We start from the raw sequence: 17,113 nt of genomic DNA on the forward strand, positions 1-17,113 counted from the left end.
GGAGCGCGGCAATACATGCCAATGGCAGGGCTTGTCAAGCGGGCGTTTTGCGCAACACAAGCCGAGTGTGCATCGGTCGGGTCAGATGCCCGGCATCTTCGGCTGCGCGACGACGTCGCGGGAGAGGATCACTTGATGTCGTAGACGGCGAAGCTATCCGCGATGCCGGCATTGATGGCCTTCGCGGCCGCGATGTCGCGTTCGGCGCCTTCGTTGTCGCCCTTTTTCCGTCTCGCAAGTCCGCGGCCGTAGAGCGCATTATCGAGCGCGGGCTTTACGCTCAGCGCAGCGTCGTAATCCGCGATCGCCGCATCGACTTCGCCAAGCCGGAGGTGGATCAGTGCGCGGGTGTCGAGCATGTAAGGTTCGTTCGGCTTCATCCGCAGCGACTGATCGCAATCGGCGAGTGCTTCCGGCAATTGGCGAAGAATCGCGCGTGTCACGCAGCGGGCAAAAAATACGCCGGGATAGTTCGGATTGGCCTTGATCGAGCGGTCGTAATCCTCGAGCGCCCGCGCATAATCGTGCGCGTTGAAATAGATCTCGCCGCGCGCATAGGCGTCGCCGCCATTGTTCGGATTGAGCTCGAGCGATTTGCTGAAATCGGCGAGGGCGCGTTCGCGGTCGCCCTTGTCGCGGAGGACGCGCGCGCGGTTGCCATAGGCGACGGCGTAATTCGGATCGAGCCTGATCGCCATGTCGAAATCGGCGAGCGCGCGATCCGCCTCGCGATGCTGGGCATGGGCGGTGCCGCGGTTGAAATAGCACAGCGTGAATTTCGGATCGATCCTGATGGCCTGATCGAAGTCGGCGATCGCATGCTCGTAGTCGTTCTTGCCGAAGAGGGAATTGCCGCGGTTGCACCAGTAGTTTGCGTTGTCCGGCTTGAGCTCGATCGCGCGGGTGTAGTCGGCAATGGCGTGGTCGCGGTCGCCGACATCGGCGTAGACCAGGCCGCGGCTGAACCAGATTCGGGAATTGTCAGGGGCAAGGTCGATCGCGCCGCTGAGATCGGCCAAGGCCCGCTGTGTGTCGCCCTTGCGCCGGAAGGATCTGCCGCGGTTGGCGAGCGCGGCGGCGTTCGACGGATCGGCCTGCAGCAGGGACGAGCAACCTTCTATGCGCTGGTCGTCGCTGATCTCGCTGGAACCGAAGCACCATTGACGCGCCTCGGCGGGTGATGGAGATTGCGCCGTGGCGGGGAGGGCAAGCAGAATCAATGCGGTGCCGATCGCGCACAGTCCGACCCGGATACCAATCGTGTGATTGTATTTCATTTGACGGCCGCACAGAAACCAACAAGCCTCTAGCGCGTTTGTGATCGCAGGACGCCAATTGGTTCGAACCGAACGCCGGACGGTCGAGACCAACTGGCGGGACCAACCAGATAGTTTCAAGCCTTGTCTGATACGCCTTACCCGATCGACCTCGACAGCATTCGCGGCGCGTTTCCGCCGGGCATCGAGGCGCCGTCCCTGCTGGTCGACTTTGCCGATTGGCTGAACGGGCGCCCCTGGGGCAGCGTTGGCTGCTTCTCCCTGCAAGGCCAGTTCTCCGATCACGCGCCGATCGTCGACGGCAGTCGCTTGCGCGACAGGTTTTCGCTGTTCATGCGGCTGCCCGACGGCTCGGCCGTCGGGGGCTGGTATGGCGCCGGTCTCGACCGGGACAATCCGCCGATCGTGGGCTTGGGGTCGGAGGGCGACTACGAACTGCTGGCGCCGAGCCTCGACGGGCTGCTTGCAAAACTGACGTCGCAGCAATTCGACAAGGCCTGGAGTGATCTCTTGCCGCATGACGAGGTCGAGTGCCAGACGGTCGAGCTGGCACAGTGGCTCGCCGGACGGCCGGTCGGCGAGCAGGCGGCGTGTGACGACGGCGTCGCAGAGCTCCCCGACTTCCGCGGCTTCGTGGAAAAATGGAGCCGGGATCGCGAGGACTATTGGGCCAATCACCGTTTGATGGCCGAACTCGGCTGGCGGCTCGCGGCACATCTGCCCAAGGGAAAAAACGCCTGGGACAAGACGCACTTCGAGGTTGCGATTGTCGGCAAGCAGTACGAGGCCCGCGTCCTGACCCGCGGGCCGCAGCCGTTCGAGGAAGCAGCCTCGATCGAATCCCTGCTGCGCGATTTGCGCGAGGAGATGCGCCGCGCGCAGCCCGAGCTCGGGTTGTGGTACGCGATGAATTTCGGCCTATATGCCGACGGCCGCGTCATGCCGAACTTCGAATACGACGTGCGCCCGACCGTCGATGGCGAGCCGGCAAAACTGTCGGAGGCACAGGCCGATCTCGGCCGCGCCCCGCGGCCCGAGCGCTGGGTGCCGAAATGGCTGGCGGGATCCTGAAGCTCGGAATCCCGCAATCCTGCCGCCCTGCCGGCGCGCCGAAAACTGTCGCGCCATCATGACCTCGCGGGAACGGCGCCTTCGATCCCCCTTGACTTAGAGCGCGCTCGAAGGGGTATCTGTACGTGCGTCAGTACGAGAACGGGCACACATGAAGATCGGCGACCTCGCAAAACGAACCGGCCTGTCGACCCACACGCTGCGTTACTATGAGCGCATCGGGCTGTTGCCATACGCTGACCGGGATCGCTCCGGCCAGCGTGACTTCGACGCATCGATCCTCACATGGATCGCATTCCTTGGTCGGCTCAAGACCACCGGCATGCCGATCCGGGACATGTTGCGCTACGCGGCGCTTCGTGACGAAGGCGACGCCACCGGGCCAACCCGGCGGCAGATGCTGGAAGTCCACCGGGAACAGGTTCGCACGCAGATGGCCGAACTCCAGGAATGCCTGCTCGTCCTTGATACCAAGATCGCCGGCTATGCCGGCGGCGAACAGAGGACGAAGGAAAATGACGCACGCCCAAACACAAGCCGAAAGCCGCTTCGATCGCGGCCAGCGGGCCCTGTCACGCATTGACGGCAGTGCCGGCGAAAAGGTCGTCGCCTCACTCGCCGACATCGCTCCGGATTTCGCACGATACGTGATCGAGTTTCCCTTCGGCGACATTTACAGCCGCCCGGGCCTCGGCCTGCGCGATCGAGAGATCGCGACGATCGCCGCGCTGACGGCGCTCGGAAATGCCGCGCCTCAGCTCAAGGTGCATATCGAGGCGGGGTTGAACGTCGGGCTGTCTCGCGACGAGATCGTGGAGATCGTCATGCAGATGGCCGTCTATGCGGGCTTCCCGGCGGCGGTGAACGGCCTGTTCGCAGCCAAGGAGGTGTTCGCCGCGCATGACGGACAGCTGGCGTCGGGACAAGCAACATGACGAATTGCGAAACGCGTCGATCTCGCCCGCGCACCCGGGCCGGAGGGCTTGCTGCCGAAATGGCGGGCGGCGCCGTGAACCTCAGAATCCCGCGACGCTGCCGTGCAGGTCGTATTGGTCGGCGCGCTCGATCTTGGCCGTGACAATCTCGCCGACGCGCAGGGGGCGGCGGCTGGTGAGATAGACCGCGCCGTCGATCTCCGGCGCATCGGCCTTGGAGCGGCCCTTTGCAACGGTCGGTCCGACCTCGTCGATGATGATCTGTTGCCGCGTGCCGACCTTGCGCTTCAGCCTGCGCGCGGAAATCTTCTGCTGGCGGGCCATCAGTGCGTTGTAGCGCTCCTGCTTGATCTCTTCCGGCACGGGGTTCTCGATCGCGTTCGAGGTCGCGCCAGCGACCGGCTCGTACTTGAAGCAGCCGAGGCGATCGATCTCGGCTTCGTCCAGCCAGTCGAGCAGATAGGCAAAGTCCGCGTCGGTCTCGCCCGGGAAGCCGACGATGAAGGTCGAGCGCAAGGCAAGATCGGGACATTCCTCGCGCCAGCGCTTGATGCGCGCCAGCGTCTTGTCCTGCGCCGCCGGGCGCTTCATCGCCTTCAGCACCTCGGGGCTTGCGTGCTGGAACGGGATGTCGAGATAGGGCAGCACCTTGCCCTCGTTCATCAGCGCGATGACCTCGTCGACATGCGGGTAGGGGTAGACATATTGCAGGCGGACCCAGGCCCCCAACTCGCCGAGCTCGCGCGCGAGGTCGAGGAATCTGGCGCGGACCTGGCGGTCCTTCCAGGGGCTCTCGGCATATTTCAGATCGACGCCGTAGGCCGAGGTGTCCTGCGAGATCACCAGCAGCTCCTTGACGCCAGCGTCGACCAGACGCTCGGCCTCGCGCAGCACGTCGTTGGCCGGGCGCGAGACGAGATCGCCGCGCAGCTTCGGGATGATGCAGAAAGTGCAGCGGTTGTTGCAGCCTTCGGAGATCTTCAAATAGGCATAGTGGCGCGGCGTCAGCTTGATGCCCTGTGGCGGCACCAGATCGAGATGCGGATTGTGGGCGGGCGGCAGCGCGCGATGCACCGCGTCCAGCACGCTCTCATATTGCTGCGGGCCGGTGATGGAGAGCACGCCGGGATAGGCCTGCTCGATCTGCTCGGGTTCCGCGCCCATGCAGCCGGTCACGATCACCCTGCCGTTCTCGGCCATGGCTTCGCCGATCGCCGAAAGCGATTCCTGCTTGGCGCTGTCGAGGAAGCCACAGGTGTTGACGATGACGATGTCGGCCCCGTCATGCTTGCGGGCGAGCTCGTAGCCCTCGGCGCGCAGGCGCGTGATGATGCGCTCGGAATCCACCAATGCCTTGGGACATCCGAGCGACACGAAGCTGACCTTGGGCGCAGCCGTCTGATCCATATCCAAATCTGCCTGATTGACCGGCTTGAGCTAGTCCCAATTGCCCATAATTACAACCCTTTGCATGGCCCCCCGGCATGCTAAGGATGAATCGCCTGACGTGAGTGAGCAATGAGCGCCGAACAGTCGCCCAAAATCGTGATTGTCGACGAGAGCCCGATCCGGGCCGCGATCCTCCAGGAGGGGCTGCGGGAGGCCGGGTTCACGCAGGTCGTCCATATCAGCGAGATGCAGAGCCTGCTGGCCCGTATTTATGCGGTCGACCCCGACATCATCCTGATCGATCTGGAAAACCCCAGCCGCGACGTGCTGGAGGCGATGTTCCAGGTCAGCCGCGCCGTGAAGCGTCCGATCGCGATGTTCGTGGACCAAAGTGATTCAGCCTCGATCCAGGCCTCGGTCGAGGCGGGGGTCTCTGCCTACATCGTCGACGGGCTGAAGAAGGAGCGCATCAAGCCGATCCTCGACCTCTGCGTGTCCCGCTTCAACGCCTTCGCCAAGCTCCAGGAGGAGCTCGAGCGCACCAAGTCGCAGCTCGAGGACCGCAAGGTCATCGAGAAGGCCAAGGGCATCCTGATGAAGGTGAAAGGCCTCAACGAGGACGAGGCTTATGTGCTGCTGCGCTCCACTGCGATGCGCGAGAAGAAGAAAATCGGCGAGATCGCCCAGTCGATCATCACCGCGTCGGAGATGCTGAAATGACCGCTCCCCTCCGCATCGGGTTCATTCCGCTGGTCGATGCCGCCGCCCTGATCGTCGCCGTCGACAAGGGCTTTGCTGCCGCCGAGGGGCTCGAGGTCGAACTGGTGCGCGAGGTGTCCTGGTCCAACGTCCGCGACAAGCTCAATATCGGCCTGTTCGACGCTGCGCATCTGCTGGCGCCGGTGGCGATCGCGTCCTCGCTTGGGCTCGGTCACGTCAAGGTGCCGATCGCCGCACCCTTCAATCTCGGCATCAACGGCAATGCGATCACCGTGTCGCCGGCGCTCCATGCCGCGCTGATGGAGGAGATCGACGGCGATCGCTTCGATCCGCTCGTGACCGCGAAAGCGCTGGCGAAGGTGGTCGCCAAGCGCCGCAAGGCAGGGGCCGATCCGCTGACCTTCGGCATGACCTTCCCGTTCTCGACCCACAATTACCAATTGCGGTTCTGGATGGCCGCGGCCGGCATCGATCCGGACGAGGACGTGCGCCTCGTCGTGCTGCCGCCGCCTTACATGGTCGACAGTCTCGCCAATGGCCATGTCGATGCGTTCTGCGTCGGTGCCCCGTGGAATTCGATCGCGGTCGATCTCGGCATCGGCCACATCCTGCATTTCGTCTCCGACATTCTCGACCGCGCGGCGGAAAAGGTGCTGGCAGTCCGCCAGGTCTGGGCCGACAAGAATCCGGACGTGGTCGCCAGCCTGGTGCGCGCGGCGGTGAAGGCGGCCGAGTTCATCGAGCAGCCGGAAAACCGGGCCGAAACGGCGCGGATCCTGGCGCAGCCCGAGCGGATCGGCGTCGATGCCGAAGTCATTCTGCGGACCCTCACGGGACGCCTGAAGATTTCGCCGGACGGCACCGTTCGCGAGAGCGGCAGCTATCTTCTGGTGGGACGCGAGGAGGCAGGGCGCCCCGATCCGGTCCAGGCCGCCTGGCTCTATGCGCAGATGGTGCGTTGGGGTCAGACAGCGCTGGCGCCCGACGGCGTCAAGACCGCCATGGCCGTTTTCAGGCCCGATCTCTACGACGCCGCCCTCGGCCGCCGGCCGCCCAGCGAGGCACCAGCGCCGTTCGGGGCATTCGCCGGCCCCACCTTCGATCCCGGCAACATTCAGGGGCATCTGGAAGCCTTCGAAGTTGGTCGCTGGAAGGCTTGATTCGGGCCTGCATCGTTTTTGGGCGTGCTGGATTATCGGCTAAATATTGAGCCGACTGCTCGAATTTCGGGTGAGTTCCAATGCGAGGATCTTCCGCGGTCACCCATAATCAACTGAAATTACATACGTTTTCATTTCCAGAAAGCTGGCACGCAACTTGAATGTTGCAGTGCGGCCAGCCTGTCACAGATGCCTGCTGAGCCAAGTCCCGCAGCAACGAAGCTGACCGGACCGTTAGGTGCAGAGCCGGCTTTTGAGCCAGCCGAGTTCCTCGCGGGTCGTGCACTTTTCCGTCGATCCCACTCAGGTGGCCGCAGGAGCTTCGTTACCGACCATGAAAATCGATACGCTCGCAGTCGACTTTACCGACGAGCAGAAACGTTACCTCGAAGGCTTCACGACCGGTCTGCAGATCAGCCGCGTCGGTCGCGGTCTCGGTGGTGGCGCCGGCAAGGCGAATGCCGAGCCCACCGGTCCCGATGCCGTGCACCTCAAGACGCAGGACAAGGTCATCGCCGCGGGCAAGAAGCTCGCCGACCAGGAGAAGGTCAAGCGCGACGAGCATCCCTTCGATGCCTATCCGCGGCTGCGTCAGCAGGCGCTCGACAACGCGCCGCCGAGTCCGGCGGACAATTTCCGCTGGCGCTATTACGGCATCTTCTACGTCGCGCCGACGCAGGATTCCTACATGTGCCGGCTGCGCATCCCGAACGGCATCATGAAGCACTGGCAGCTGTCCGGCCTTGCCGATCTCGCCGACGAACTCTGCGGTCCGTACAGCCACGCCACGACGCGCGCCAACCTCCAGCTGCGCGAGATCCAGCCGAAGAACGCGATCAAGCTGATCGAGGGCATCCAGGACCTCGGTCTGTGCTCGCGCGGCTCCGGCGCCGACAACATCCGCAACGTCACGGGAACGCCGACGGCCGGCATCGATCCGCAGGAGCTGATCGACACGCGCCCCTACGCGCGCGAGTGGCACTACCACATCCTCAACGATCGCTCGCTCTACGGCTTGCCGCGAAAGTTCAATGTCGCATTCGACGGCGCCGGCAGGATCGCGGTGCTCGAGGAGACCAATGACATCGCGTTCACCGCATTCGAGGTGAAGGACGGCTTCGGCGTCGAGCCCGGGATCTGGTTTCGCCTCGGCCTCGGCGGCATCACCGGACACAAGGATTTTGCAAAATACTCCGGCATCATCGTCAAGCCGGAGCAGGCGACCGCCGTCGCGGACGCCATCGTGCGCGTGTTCATCGACCATGGCGATCGCACCAACCGCAACAAGGCGCGGCTGAAATACGTGCTCGACGCGATGGGCCATGACGGCTTTCTGAAACTGGTCGAGGAACGGCTCAAGACCCCGTTCACGCGCGTTCCGGAAGAGGCGTTCGCGCCGCGGCCGGCCGCGGATCGCATGGCGCATATCGGCGTGCACAGGCAGAAGCAGGAGGGCCTCAACTGGATCGGCGTGTCGCTGACGCTCGGCAAAATCAGCTGCGATCAGATGCACGGCCTTGCCAAGGTCGCCCGCGACCTCGGCGACGGAGAGATCCGCCTGACCGTCTGGCAGAACCTGCTGATCTCTGGGGTGCGCGACGACAATGTCGAGCTTGCGATCGCGGCCATCAAGCAGATCGGGCTCGCGGTCGAAGCCTCGCATATCCGCGCCGGCCTGATCGCCTGCACCGGCAATGCCGGCTGCCGCTTCGCTGCCTCCAACACCAAGCGTCACGCCGCCGAGATCGGCGACTGGTGCGAGCCGCGCGTTGCCATGGATGAGCCGGTCAACATCCACGTCACCGGCTGTCATCATTCCTGCGCGCAGCACTATATCAGCGACATCGGGCTGATCGGCGCGCGTGTGCCGATCAATGAGGAGGACACGGTGGAGGGCTATCATCTCTTCACCGGTGGCGGGTTCGGCCCCGACGCCGACGTCGGGCAGGAGGTCTACCACGACCTCAAGGCCGAGGACGCGCCGAAGACGGTCGAAGGACTGCTCAAGGCCTATATCGCCCACCGCTCGTCTCCCGACGAAACTTTCCTCTCCTTTGCGCGCCGCCATGACGGCGAAACGCTGCGCAAGCTTGCCGATGCACAGGTGTCCGCATGAACCAGATCACCCCTCCGCCGAAACTCGACATCATTCCCGCCAGTGCGCCGTTCTCCGACGCGCAGCGCTCCTGGCTGAACGGCTTCTTCGCCGGACTGCTGTCCCCTGACGTGGCCACGCCGTTGTCGGCGGAGCAGGGCGCCGCGGTCATGCAAGCAGGTGACGGCGATGATGGCGAAGCGCCGTGGCACGACCAGACCATGCCGATCGCCGACCGGATGAAGCTCGCCGAGGGGCGCCCCGTGCGGCGCAAGATGATGGCGGCGATGGCGCAGCAGGATTGCGGCCAGTGCGGCTACAATTGCAACGATTATTCGGAGGCGATCGCGGGCCGCAGCGAAGCGCGGCTCAACCTTTGCGTCCCCGGCGGCAAGGAAACCGCGCGGATGCTGAAGTCGCTGTACGAGGAGCTCGACAAGGCGCCGGCGGCCAAGATGGGTGACAAGGCGTCCGACAAGCAAGGCGCGGTGGCAGCTCCCGCCGTGACGGTGACGATCGCCGAGCCCGGCCGCTCGCGCGACAATCCCGTCGCAGCGACCTTCCTGTCGCGCCGCCTTCTCAACAAGGGAAAGTCGGAGAAGGAAACCTATCACGTCGAGTTCGATCTCTCCGAGAGCAAGCTCGACTACATCGTCGGCGACAGTTTTGGCGTGTTCGCGCGCAACGAGGTCGGTCTGGTCGACCAGATCATCGCGCTGCTCGGCGCCTCCCATACCACCAAGGTCAACGGCAAGACGCTGCGGGAGGTGCTGATCGACGACGTCTCGCTGTCGCCGGCGCCCGACACGCTGTTCGAATTGCTGTCCTTCATCACCGGCGGCGCGCAGCGTGAGAAGGCGAGGGCGCTGGCGCAGGGCGAGGATCCCGATGGCGATGCGGCGACCCTCGATGTCATGGCGGCGCTCCAGAAGTTTTCCGGCACGCGGCCGCATCCCGAGGCGTTCGTCGAGGCGCTGGAGCCGCTCCAGCCGCGGCTCTACTCGATCTCCTCGTCGCACAATGCAACGCCGGGAAAGCTGTCGCTGACGGTGGACTCCGTGCGCTACATCATCGGCAAGCGCAAGCGCATTGGCGTCGCCTCGACCTTCCTCGGCGAGCGCATCAATGAGGGCGAAAAGCTCAAGGTCTATGTGCAGAAGGCGCACGGCTTCGGCCTGCCGCAGGATCCGAAGACGCCTGTCATCATGATCGGTCCCGGCACCGGGATCGCGCCGTTCCGCGCCTTCCTGCTCGACCGCAAGGCGACCGGCGCACCCGGCAAGAACTGGCTGTTCTTCGGCCATCAGCGCAGCGATTGCGATTTCTTCTACCAGGAGGAGCTGAACGCGATGAAGACCTCGGGGCTCCTGACCCGGATGTCGCTGGCCTGGTCGCGCGACGGCGAGAAGAAGTTTTACGTGCAGGACCGCATGCGCGAGGTGGGCCGCGAGGTGTGGACGTGGCTTGCCGAGGGCGCGCATCTCTATATCTGCGGCGATGCCAAGCGCATGGCCAAGGATGTCGAGCGCGCGCTGGTCGACATCGTCGCCCAGTTCGGCGCACGTTCCACCGACGAAGCCGTCAGTTTTGTCGCCGAGCTCAAGAAGACCGGTCGCTTCCAGGCCGACGTCTACTAAGGCGCGGCGGTATCAGCGTGAATCGCCCCGGCTGCGCAAGGCGCGGGCGATTCACCGTCTACTGTGCATGGGGTTGTTTTCGACATTTTTAGCCGCACGACCCAAATCAGTTCCAATCGGCTCGAACTTTAACGAATAAGATTCTCGAAACCTCGGGGTAAAGAGAATTTGCGCCTGCGACGGGGCGCCTTCAGAGAATCGCCATCGCTATTTCCGCCGCCATCTTGCCTCCCGCCAGGGTTGATCCTTCATAATCCCGCAAATGGGGCCTTGGAGATCGACCATGCGCGAATTGTCGGCGGAAGCCAGGCTGCACTTCTACGCGCGTTCGCTCTCGCGTCGGACCGGGGCGAGCATGCAACACGTTGCGCTCTACAGCGCCTTCGCCGTCATCGCGGCCGTCGTGTTCGGCACGCTGTCGGTGCATCCGTTCTGATCACGCCCCGCGCTTGAACGGCGCCACCTCGATCCCCGCATCCTTCAACGCCTGACGCAGGCCGCGCGCGATGTCGACTGCGCCGGGCGTATCGCCGTGGATGCAGACCGTGTCCGTGCGCATCTTGATGATTTTGCCGGTGACCGAGACCACCGCGCCGTCCTGCACCATCCGCACCACGCGGTCGGCGATGGCCTTGGCGTCATGCAGCACCGCACCGGGCTTCTTGCGCGAGACGAGGTTGCCGTCGTCCTCATAGGCGCGGTCGGCGAACACCTCGTGCACCATCGGCAGGTTGGCGGCTTCGCCGGCCTTCACCAGCTTCGAATTGGCGAGCACGACGAAGATCAGGCTCTGATCGACCGCCTTGATGCCGGCGGCGATCGCCTTGGCGGTCATGTCGTCCTCGCAGGCGACGTTGGAGAGCGCGCCATGCGCCTTCACATGCGTCACCTTGTGGCCTGCCGCGGTCGCAATCGCCTGCAGTGCGCCGATCTGGTAGGCGACGAGGTTCTCGATCTCGGAGGCCTTCAGGCCCGCGATTGGATGGCGGCCAAAACCGTGCAGGTCGCGATAGCCGGGGTGGGCGCCGACCGAGACGCCGCGCGCCTTCGCCAGCTCGACGGTCCGGCGCATGATGTCGGGGTCGCCGGCATGGAAGCCGCAGGCGACGTTGACCGAGCTCGCCAGCTCGATCATCGCGGCGTCGTTGCCCATCTCCCACGCGCCAAAACCTTCGCCGAGATCGCAATTGAGATCGACTGTCTTCATGGTGCTCTCCGCCTGTGGTCTTGTTGTCGTTTAAGGCTCGGCCGCGACCTGCCAGGTCCCGGCGTCGACGGCGCTGACGGCATAGCCCGCGACGTTGGCATCGCTGAGCGCCTCGATATTGAGTGCGACGGTGTCGGCGGAGCGCAGGCGATCGGGCAGGCCGCGGATGGTTTGTGCGAATTTGCGCGCCTCGTCCTGCGCCTCGGCCATGCTGACCTGCTTGAAGCGGAACGCGGTTCCTGCCGAAGTCTGCGCGAGGCGGCCGACATCGGCCGTGATCACCGTCGCGATCTTCGGGTAGCCGCCGGAGGTGCCGCGGTCCATCATCAGCGCGATCGGCGAGCCGTTGCCGGGCACCTGGATGCTGCCGTTGACGGTGCCGTCGGAGACGATGTTGTGGCCGTGCAGATGCTTGATCGCGGGACCTTCGAGCCGGTAGCCCATGCGGTCGGAGGTCGCCGAGATCTTCCACTCGCTGTCCAGGAACAGCGCCCTGTTGGCGTCGTCGAACTCGTCGTCCTGTGGCCCCAGCAGGACACGGATCGGACCTGTCGCAGGCTTCGGCAATTCGATCCGCAGCTCAGGCGCTCCGCTCGCGGCATCGACCGTGAATTCGTCACCGGCCTGGAGCGGGCGCGGGTAGGGGCTGCCGAGACCGGCGCGGGCGTTGACCGCGAGGCTGCCGAACACCGGCTCGCCGCGGATTGCCCCTTCGATCGCGAGATAGGTGAACGCACCGCCGCGGGCAAAGCCCAGCGTCAGCGTCTCGCCGTCCTTCAGCGTCAGCGACGTGTCCATGGCGACCGGGCTCCCGGCGACATCCGCATTGCGAGGCGCGCCGGAAATCGCCACGCGCACGGCACCGTCCTTGGCCGTAAAGGCGGCACCGAACGGGCCGATCTCGACAGCGGCCGCGAACGGCTCGTTGCCGACCAGCGTGTTCGCCGCCGCGAGCGACAGACGGTCCATCGCCCCGCTGACCGTCAAGCCGTAGCGCTGCGCGCCGAAACGGCCGCCGTCCTGGACGGAGCTTGCAGGGCCGATGCTGGCAACCACGAGCCGGCTCATGCGATCACCTGCTCGGCGACGATCTCGCCGGCCTCGGCGGCGCGATCCTGCTCCTCGAACGTCTTGTGGTCGATGGCGAAAAACGTCACGCGATCACCGGGTTCGGTCAGGAAGGTCGGATTGCGGTGGAGCTGATAGGTCCGTACCGGCGTGCGACCCAGCAGGTGCCAGCCGCTCGGGGCAGCCAGGCATTGGATACCCGCCTGGACGCCGCCGATCGAGATTGTGCCGGCGGGCGTCAGCAGCCGCGGATTCTGCCGCCGCGACATATGCAGCGATTTGTCGAGACCACTGAGATAGGACCAGCCCGGCGTGAAGCCGATCATGGCGACCTTGTAGTCGCCGGCCACGTGACGGGCGATGATGTCGTCGGGCGTGGTGTTCAGCGCCTTGGCGACATCCTCGAGGTCGATGCCGTGCTCGCCGCCATAGGCGACGGGAATGCGCCAGCGGCGCGCCTTTGTGGCCGGCGGCAGCGGCTGGCTCGCGAGCGTGAGCAATTTTTCCCCGAGCGCGTCGAAGCCGATCTTGCCGGGATCGTAGTGCACCAGCAGCGAGCGATAGGTCGGCACGGACTCGGTGATGCCGTCGATGGGACTTGCCGCGATCGCCTTGTCGAGCGCCAGCACGCGCTGGTTGGCCTCGTCGTCGATGGTGCGGCTGAACTCGACCGTGACGGCGCTGTCGCCACTGGGCAGAAGGCGGGGCGGGGGAAGCGTCGCGGCCATGAGCTGTCGAAATCGGCTTCTCGGAAAAGCGCGGGCTCGACCTTGAGTTCCGCGTCACCCCCTGCTTCGCGTAAATGCGCCCGCAAGTCCAATAAATTAATGCAGGGGGGCGCGATAAAGCCTTGTTATCGCGTCGCATAACGGCGCTGCGGCCCTGCATTATTGGGACCCTCTTGGCCCTTGACGCAAAGCGCCGGGCTCGCAAGATGCGCGCGTTCTTTCCCTCCCATCCGGAGCTCGTCTGTTTCCATGTCGCTGTCCCCCGAAGCCCGCAAGACCCTCGCCGGCATCACCACTGCCACCATCACCACGGTCCTGCTGAAGAAGGGCCTGCGCAACATCTGGATGCGCGGCGCGCGTCCGCTGCGCCCGGGCCTGCCGCGCCTGGTGGGACCGGCCTTCACCCTGCGCTTCGTGCCGGCGCGCGAGGATCTGGCGACGCCGGAATCCTGGTCGTCGCCAATCTCGACCCGCACCGCGATCGAGGCGATGCCCGAGGGCTGCATCGCCGTGGTCGATGCCATGGGCATCACCGATGCCGGCATTTTTGGCGACATCCTCTGCGCGCGCATGATGAAGCGCGGCGTCACCGCACTCGTCACCGACGGCGTGGTCCGGGACGTCGAGGGTGTGCTCGGCACCAACCTGCCGGTCTGGTGCGACGGCTATGCCGCGCCGCCATCGGTTGCCGGCCTGACCTTCGTCGGCTGGGGCGAGCCGATCGGCTGCGGCGGTGTTGCGGTATTTCCGAACGATATCGTGGTCGCCGACCAGGACGGCTGCGTGCTGATCCCGCAGGCGATGCTCGATCACGTCCTCGCCGAGGGCGTCGAGCAGGAGCGAATGGAAGCCTGGATCGTCAACGAGGTGAACAACGGCGCGGTGCTGCCGGGCCTCTATCCCATGAACGCCGAGACCAAGGCGCGCTACGCTGCAAGCAAGAAGTAACGAGACAACAAGCGAGGTTACCCCATGGAAATCACTGTCGCAGGCACGCGGCCGACTCGCCGCGCGCCGAAGGAAAACTTCACCGGTACCGTGTGGCAGGACCCCGTGATCATGGCGCCCGCGCCGGCACGGCTGAACTGCTCGCGTGTGTCGTTCGAGCCGGGCGCGCGCACCAACTGGCATCACCATCCGCTCGGGCAGACGCTCTACGTGATTTCGGGCGTCGGGCGCGTTCAGACCAAAGGCGGGCCTGTCATCGAAATCCGTCCCGGCGATACCGTCTGGATTCCACCGAACGAATTGCACTGGCACGGCGGGTCGCCGACCAACGGCATGACCCATATCGCCATGCAGGAAGCGCTCGACGGCGTCTATTCGACCTGGCTGGAGCCCGTGACGGACGCGGAGTACGGCGCGGCGCTGGGCTAGCTCTCACTGCCGCTCGGCGGTCCACGTTCCCGTGCACAGGGCGCCTCGCCAGGTGCCGGAGCCCGAGGTGCCGCTGAGCCGGCCGAAGCCGACCGCGCGCTTGATGCCGGTGCTCAAGGTCACGTTGATGCTGCCGGCATCGGCCACGCGGCCTGACGCCGTCACCATTGCGCTGCTCGAGGCGATCTGACCGTTGCTGATGCCGATCGCGACGGTCGCGCCGTTGCCGCAGGTCTCGCTTGACGACGAGATCCGGACATTCCATGCGCCGTCGAAGGTGCTGGCGTTCGCCTGCGCGGCCGGCAAGGCGATGGCGAGGATGGTGGCGAAAAGACACTTGCGGAAGCCGTTCATGACACGCCCCTGTGGGTTGACCATGCGGGCACCCTGGCATGGGCGTGGCGCGGTCGATGTGAGGGCAGTCACGCGCGCAAGGCGCTGAGTGACGTGGCGCACGTCGCAAGGTGCGCAAACCAAAGGGGCCCGGATCGCGGGCCCCTCGTCTCCGTCAGAGTGTCGAACCCGAACTCTAGTTCACCCGCGTCCAGGTCTGGCCGCCGCAGAACATGCCGCCGAAGGCGCAGCCCTGCACGCGCAGGCGGTCGGTGCCCCTCAGCGTGATCGTCGAATCGTAGGTCGAGCCGGAGTTCGGATCGAGGATGCGGCCGGACCATTTCTGGTCCTTCTGATCCTTGCCGGGCTTCATGTTGATCAGGACCTGCTCGCCGTTCTGGTTCGATTTGCTGTCGACAGAATAGCCGCAGAGATTGGTGCCGCATTGCTCGATCCGGACCTTGCCTTCCTTCTCCTCGGTGAGCCAGACGCCGAGCGGTGACGTGAGATCGCGCGTGGGCGCGGTTGCGGGAGCCGGCGGCGCGACGGCTGCGGCCTGAACGGGGGCAGGGGCCGGAGCGGGGGGCGCGGGCGGAACGGCGGCTACTGCCGGAGCAGGCGGGGCGGGCGGTACCGCGGCCACCGTTGGGGCAGCGCTTGGAGCGGGTTGAGGCGGCGGCACCATCGCATCTTCGGCCGGCGCATTTTTGGCTGTGTTGGCCGGAGGTGCCGGCGGGGCGGACGGCGCCGCGGCCACGGGAGCTTGGACAGGAGCCTGCTCGGCCGCTGGAGGCGCGGCGAGAGGCGCAGGTGCCGGCGCGGGATTGGCCGGCGGTTGCGGATCTGCCTTGGCTTGTTGCGGGGCCTGCGGGTCGGCCTTCGGAGTTGCCTTGGGGTCGTTCTTGAGGTCGGCCTTGGGATCGTTCTTGGCCTTTTTCGCCTTGCCCTGGCCGGTGTTGTCGTAGACGCCGGGAATCGACACCGTGCCGCGGTCCGGATCGATCCGGATGGTGCGCCCGCCATATTCGAAAGTGTACTGCGCCTGGGCAGCGGTGCTCGCCAAAAGGAATGCGGCCGTGGCCAACAGCTTCCTCATTTCCATCTCCTGAACAGGTGGTCCCCGCACCGACGCTTACGCCCCGGTTCGATCGTAAAAAGTGATCTAGATCACGGTCACCGTATGAGTCGTCCTGCGGCAGGTTCGGGTTCAATATGCCCGAGACCGGTCCGCAATTCGGCCGGAGGCAAACGACAGGAAGGCTCGACCTAGTCGAACCAGGCGGCGTAGATCTTTCTGTAGCTGCCGTCCTCCATCGAGATGTGCAGCCATTGGTCGACGAAGGCCTTCAGCGCCATGTCGCGCTGAAGCCAGTAGGCCTTCTCGGAGAAGTCGAACGGTTTTTCGGGATGCACCGCGCAGAGCACGCCCGCATGCTGCTTCTGCTGGTAGCGGGTCTCGGAGGCGTCCGTCATCATCAAATCGGCATTGCCCTTGGCGATCTCGTCGAAGATCGCGGTATTGTCGGGGAAGACGGTGATGTCGGCGTCCTTGATGTTGGCGCGGGCGAAGCGTTCGTTGGTGCCGCCGGGATTGACGACCACGCGGGTGCCCTTCTTGTCGATGTCGGAAAGCGTCTGGTACTTGCCGACATCGGCGCAGCGCGCGATCGGGGTCTTGCCCTCGCGCATGATCGGCATCGAGAAGAAGCCCTTCTTCTGCCGGTCGAGCGTGACCGAGACGCCGCCCATGGCGATGTCGAACTGGTCGGCCTCGAAATCCTTCATCAGCTTCGGCCAGGCGGTCGGCACGAACTCGACCTTGACGCCGAGCGCCTTGCCGAGCGCTTCCGCCATATCGACGTCGAAGCCGCTGAACTGCTGCGTGGCCTTGTCCAGATAGGTGAAGGGTTTGTAGTCGCCGGTCATGCCGACGCGCAAAGTGCCGCGCTTGAGGATCTCGTCGAGGCGCGAGGGCGCCGCCTGCTGGGCGTGGGCCGAAAGGTTTGCCAGCAACACCACGGCCAAGGCCGCCAGGATTCGAATGGTCGTTCGAACGATCATCTCTTTTCCACTCATGCCCGAGCTGTCATTGTGCAGCTCTTGAGGATGGATTTAG

Annotated in this window: 18 protein-coding genes; 10 read left to right on the forward strand and 8 right to left on the reverse strand. The window is 65.0% G+C overall.

Translation table 11 applies throughout. The annotated features are described in order from the left end of the window. Positions 1–128 precede the first annotated feature (128 nt). Positions 129–1,277, reverse strand: coding sequence for a tetratricopeptide repeat protein (locus NR187_RS13015; protein WP_256806643.1), 1,149 nt, complete (start codon positions 1,275–1,277; stop codon positions 129–131). A 123-nt stretch (positions 1,278–1,400) separates the two neighbouring features. Between NR187_RS13015 and NR187_RS13020 the strand changes: the two genes are divergently transcribed. From NR187_RS13020 to NR187_RS13030, 3 genes are all read left to right on the forward strand, one after another. Continuing rightward, complete coding sequence (locus NR187_RS13020) at positions 1,401–2,348, forward strand: hypothetical protein (RefSeq protein WP_211386417.1); 948 nt, start codon at positions 1,401–1,403, stop codon at positions 2,346–2,348. A 151-nt stretch (positions 2,349–2,499) separates the two neighbouring features. Further along, positions 2,500–2,931, forward strand: a complete 432-nt coding sequence (locus NR187_RS13025; RefSeq protein WP_211386418.1) for a MerR family transcriptional regulator — start codon at positions 2,500–2,502, stop codon at positions 2,929–2,931. Next, positions 2,864–3,283, forward strand: a complete 420-nt coding sequence (locus tag NR187_RS13030; protein WP_211386504.1) for a carboxymuconolactone decarboxylase family protein — start codon at positions 2,864–2,866, stop codon at positions 3,281–3,283. The genes NR187_RS13025 and NR187_RS13030 overlap by 68 nt, the downstream gene beginning before the upstream one ends. Before the next feature lie 81 nt (positions 3,284–3,364). Here NR187_RS13030 and rimO read toward each other — a convergent pair whose 3' ends face one another. Beyond that, positions 3,365–4,690: a 30S ribosomal protein S12 methylthiotransferase RimO gene (gene rimO, locus NR187_RS13035; protein ID WP_256806644.1), complete on the reverse strand. Its 1,326-nt coding sequence runs from the start codon at positions 4,688–4,690 to the stop codon at positions 3,365–3,367. Between the two features lie 111 nt (positions 4,691–4,801). On the opposite strand from rimO, the gene NR187_RS13040 reads away from it, so the two are divergent. From NR187_RS13040 to NR187_RS13060, 5 genes are all read left to right on the forward strand, one after another. Next, the gene (locus NR187_RS13040; RefSeq protein ID WP_256806645.1) at positions 4,802–5,392 is read left to right on the forward strand and encodes an ANTAR domain-containing response regulator; all 591 of its coding nucleotides are present in this window, start codon (positions 4,802–4,804) and stop codon (positions 5,390–5,392) included. After that, on the forward strand, positions 5,389–6,552 hold the full coding sequence (locus NR187_RS13045; RefSeq protein WP_256806646.1) for a CmpA/NrtA family ABC transporter substrate-binding protein: 1,164 nt from the start codon (positions 5,389–5,391) through the stop codon (positions 6,550–6,552). Before NR187_RS13040 ends, NR187_RS13045 begins: the two co-directional genes overlap by 4 nt. Before the next feature lie 334 nt (positions 6,553–6,886). Beyond that, positions 6,887–8,668: a NirA family protein gene (locus tag NR187_RS13050; RefSeq protein ID WP_256806647.1), complete on the forward strand. Its 1,782-nt coding sequence runs from the start codon at positions 6,887–6,889 to the stop codon at positions 8,666–8,668. After that, on the forward strand, positions 8,665–10,284 hold the full coding sequence (locus NR187_RS13055) for a sulfite reductase subunit alpha (RefSeq protein WP_256806649.1): 1,620 nt from the start codon (positions 8,665–8,667) through the stop codon (positions 10,282–10,284). The genes NR187_RS13050 and NR187_RS13055 overlap by 4 nt, the downstream gene beginning before the upstream one ends. 283 nt (positions 10,285–10,567) lie before the next feature. Next, on the forward strand, positions 10,568–10,720 hold the full coding sequence (locus NR187_RS13060) for a hypothetical protein (protein ID WP_211386424.1): 153 nt from the start codon (positions 10,568–10,570) through the stop codon (positions 10,718–10,720). Here the strand turns inward: NR187_RS13060 and NR187_RS13065 are convergent, their stop codons facing one another. From NR187_RS13065 to pxpB, 3 genes are read right to left on the reverse strand one after another with little or no spacing between them, the layout of a single operon-like run. Beyond that, positions 10,721–11,491 carry a LamB/YcsF family protein gene (locus NR187_RS13065; protein WP_211386425.1) on the reverse strand — a complete coding sequence of 257 codons (771 nt, stop codon included), beginning with the start codon at positions 11,489–11,491 and terminating at the stop codon, positions 10,721–10,723. It abuts the gene before it with no gap. 30 nt (positions 11,492–11,521) lie between these two features. After that, on the reverse strand, positions 11,522–12,559 hold the full coding sequence (locus NR187_RS13070; protein ID WP_211386426.1) for a biotin-dependent carboxyltransferase family protein: 1,038 nt from the start codon (positions 12,557–12,559) through the stop codon (positions 11,522–11,524). Next, positions 12,556–13,287, reverse strand: coding sequence for a 5-oxoprolinase subunit PxpB (gene pxpB, locus NR187_RS13075; protein ID WP_211386427.1), 732 nt, complete (start codon positions 13,285–13,287; stop codon positions 12,556–12,558). The genes NR187_RS13070 and pxpB overlap by 4 nt, the downstream gene beginning before the upstream one ends. A gap of 249 nt (positions 13,288–13,536) precedes the next feature. On the opposite strand from pxpB, the gene NR187_RS13080 reads away from it, so the two are divergent. Both NR187_RS13080 and NR187_RS13085 read left to right on the forward strand, forming a co-directional pair. Beyond that, positions 13,537–14,235 (forward strand): ribonuclease activity regulator RraA, encoded by a 699-nt coding sequence (locus NR187_RS13080; RefSeq protein ID WP_211386428.1) that lies wholly within the window; start codon positions 13,537–13,539, stop codon positions 14,233–14,235. 24 nt (positions 14,236–14,259) lie between these two features. Then, positions 14,260–14,664 carry a cupin domain-containing protein gene (locus tag NR187_RS13085; protein WP_211386429.1) on the forward strand — a complete coding sequence of 135 codons (405 nt, stop codon included), beginning with the start codon at positions 14,260–14,262 and terminating at the stop codon, positions 14,662–14,664. A 3-nt stretch (positions 14,665–14,667) separates the two neighbouring features. Here NR187_RS13085 and NR187_RS13090 read toward each other — a convergent pair whose 3' ends face one another. The 3 genes from NR187_RS13090 to NR187_RS13100 form a co-directional block, all read right to left on the reverse strand. Further along, positions 14,668–15,018: a hypothetical protein gene (locus tag NR187_RS13090; protein WP_211386505.1), complete on the reverse strand. Its 351-nt coding sequence runs from the start codon at positions 15,016–15,018 to the stop codon at positions 14,668–14,670. Between the two features lie 175 nt (positions 15,019–15,193). Beyond that, complete coding sequence (locus tag NR187_RS13095; protein WP_256806650.1) at positions 15,194–16,093, reverse strand: DUF2147 domain-containing protein; 900 nt, start codon at positions 16,091–16,093, stop codon at positions 15,194–15,196. 170 nt (positions 16,094–16,263) lie between these two features. Beyond that, complete coding sequence (locus NR187_RS13100; protein ID WP_211386431.1) at positions 16,264–17,058, reverse strand: transporter substrate-binding domain-containing protein; 795 nt, start codon at positions 17,056–17,058, stop codon at positions 16,264–16,266. Between the last annotated feature and the right edge of the window lie 55 nt (positions 17,059–17,113).

This window comes from Bradyrhizobium sp. Bra64, from assembly GCF_024519875.1.
GTDB lineage: Bacteria > Pseudomonadota > Alphaproteobacteria > Rhizobiales > Xanthobacteraceae > Bradyrhizobium > Bradyrhizobium japonicum_G.

Coding starts and splice junctions, on each gene's coding strand:
- NR187_RS13090 (WP_211386505.1), bottom strand. CDS start 15,018: ATGAACGGCTTCCGCAAGTGTCTTTTCGCCACCATCCTCGCCATCGCC.
- NR187_RS13045 (WP_256806646.1), top strand. CDS start 5,389: ATGACCGCTCCCCTCCGCATCGGGTTCATTCCGCTGGTCGATGCCGCC.
- NR187_RS13055 (WP_256806649.1), top strand. CDS start 8,665: ATGAACCAGATCACCCCTCCGCCGAAACTCGACATCATTCCCGCCAGT.
- rimO (WP_256806644.1), bottom strand. CDS start 4,690: ATGGATCAGACGGCTGCGCCCAAGGTCAGCTTCGTGTCGCTCGGATGT.
- NR187_RS13025 (WP_211386418.1), top strand. CDS start 2,500: ATGAAGATCGGCGACCTCGCAAAACGAACCGGCCTGTCGACCCACACG.
- NR187_RS13040 (WP_256806645.1), top strand. CDS start 4,802: ATGAGCGCCGAACAGTCGCCCAAAATCGTGATTGTCGACGAGAGCCCG.
- NR187_RS13085 (WP_211386429.1), top strand. CDS start 14,260: ATGGAAATCACTGTCGCAGGCACGCGGCCGACTCGCCGCGCGCCGAAG.
- NR187_RS13050 (WP_256806647.1), top strand. CDS start 6,887: ATGAAAATCGATACGCTCGCAGTCGACTTTACCGACGAGCAGAAACGT.
- NR187_RS13030 (WP_211386504.1), top strand. CDS start 2,864: ATGACGCACGCCCAAACACAAGCCGAAAGCCGCTTCGATCGCGGCCAG.
- NR187_RS13065 (WP_211386425.1), bottom strand. CDS start 11,491: ATGAAGACAGTCGATCTCAATTGCGATCTCGGCGAAGGTTTTGGCGCG.
- pxpB (WP_211386427.1), bottom strand. CDS start 13,287: ATGGCCGCGACGCTTCCCCCGCCCCGCCTTCTGCCCAGTGGCGACAGC.
- NR187_RS13095 (WP_256806650.1), bottom strand. CDS start 16,093: ATGAGGAAGCTGTTGGCCACGGCCGCATTCCTTTTGGCGAGCACCGCT.
- NR187_RS13070 (WP_211386426.1), bottom strand. CDS start 12,559: ATGAGCCGGCTCGTGGTTGCCAGCATCGGCCCTGCAAGCTCCGTCCAG.
- NR187_RS13015 (WP_256806643.1), bottom strand. CDS start 1,277: ATGAAATACAATCACACGATTGGTATCCGGGTCGGACTGTGCGCGATC.
- NR187_RS13060 (WP_211386424.1), top strand. CDS start 10,568: ATGCGCGAATTGTCGGCGGAAGCCAGGCTGCACTTCTACGCGCGTTCG.
- NR187_RS13080 (WP_211386428.1), top strand. CDS start 13,537: ATGTCGCTGTCCCCCGAAGCCCGCAAGACCCTCGCCGGCATCACCACT.
- NR187_RS13100 (WP_211386431.1), bottom strand. CDS start 17,058: ATGATCGTTCGAACGACCATTCGAATCCTGGCGGCCTTGGCCGTGGTG.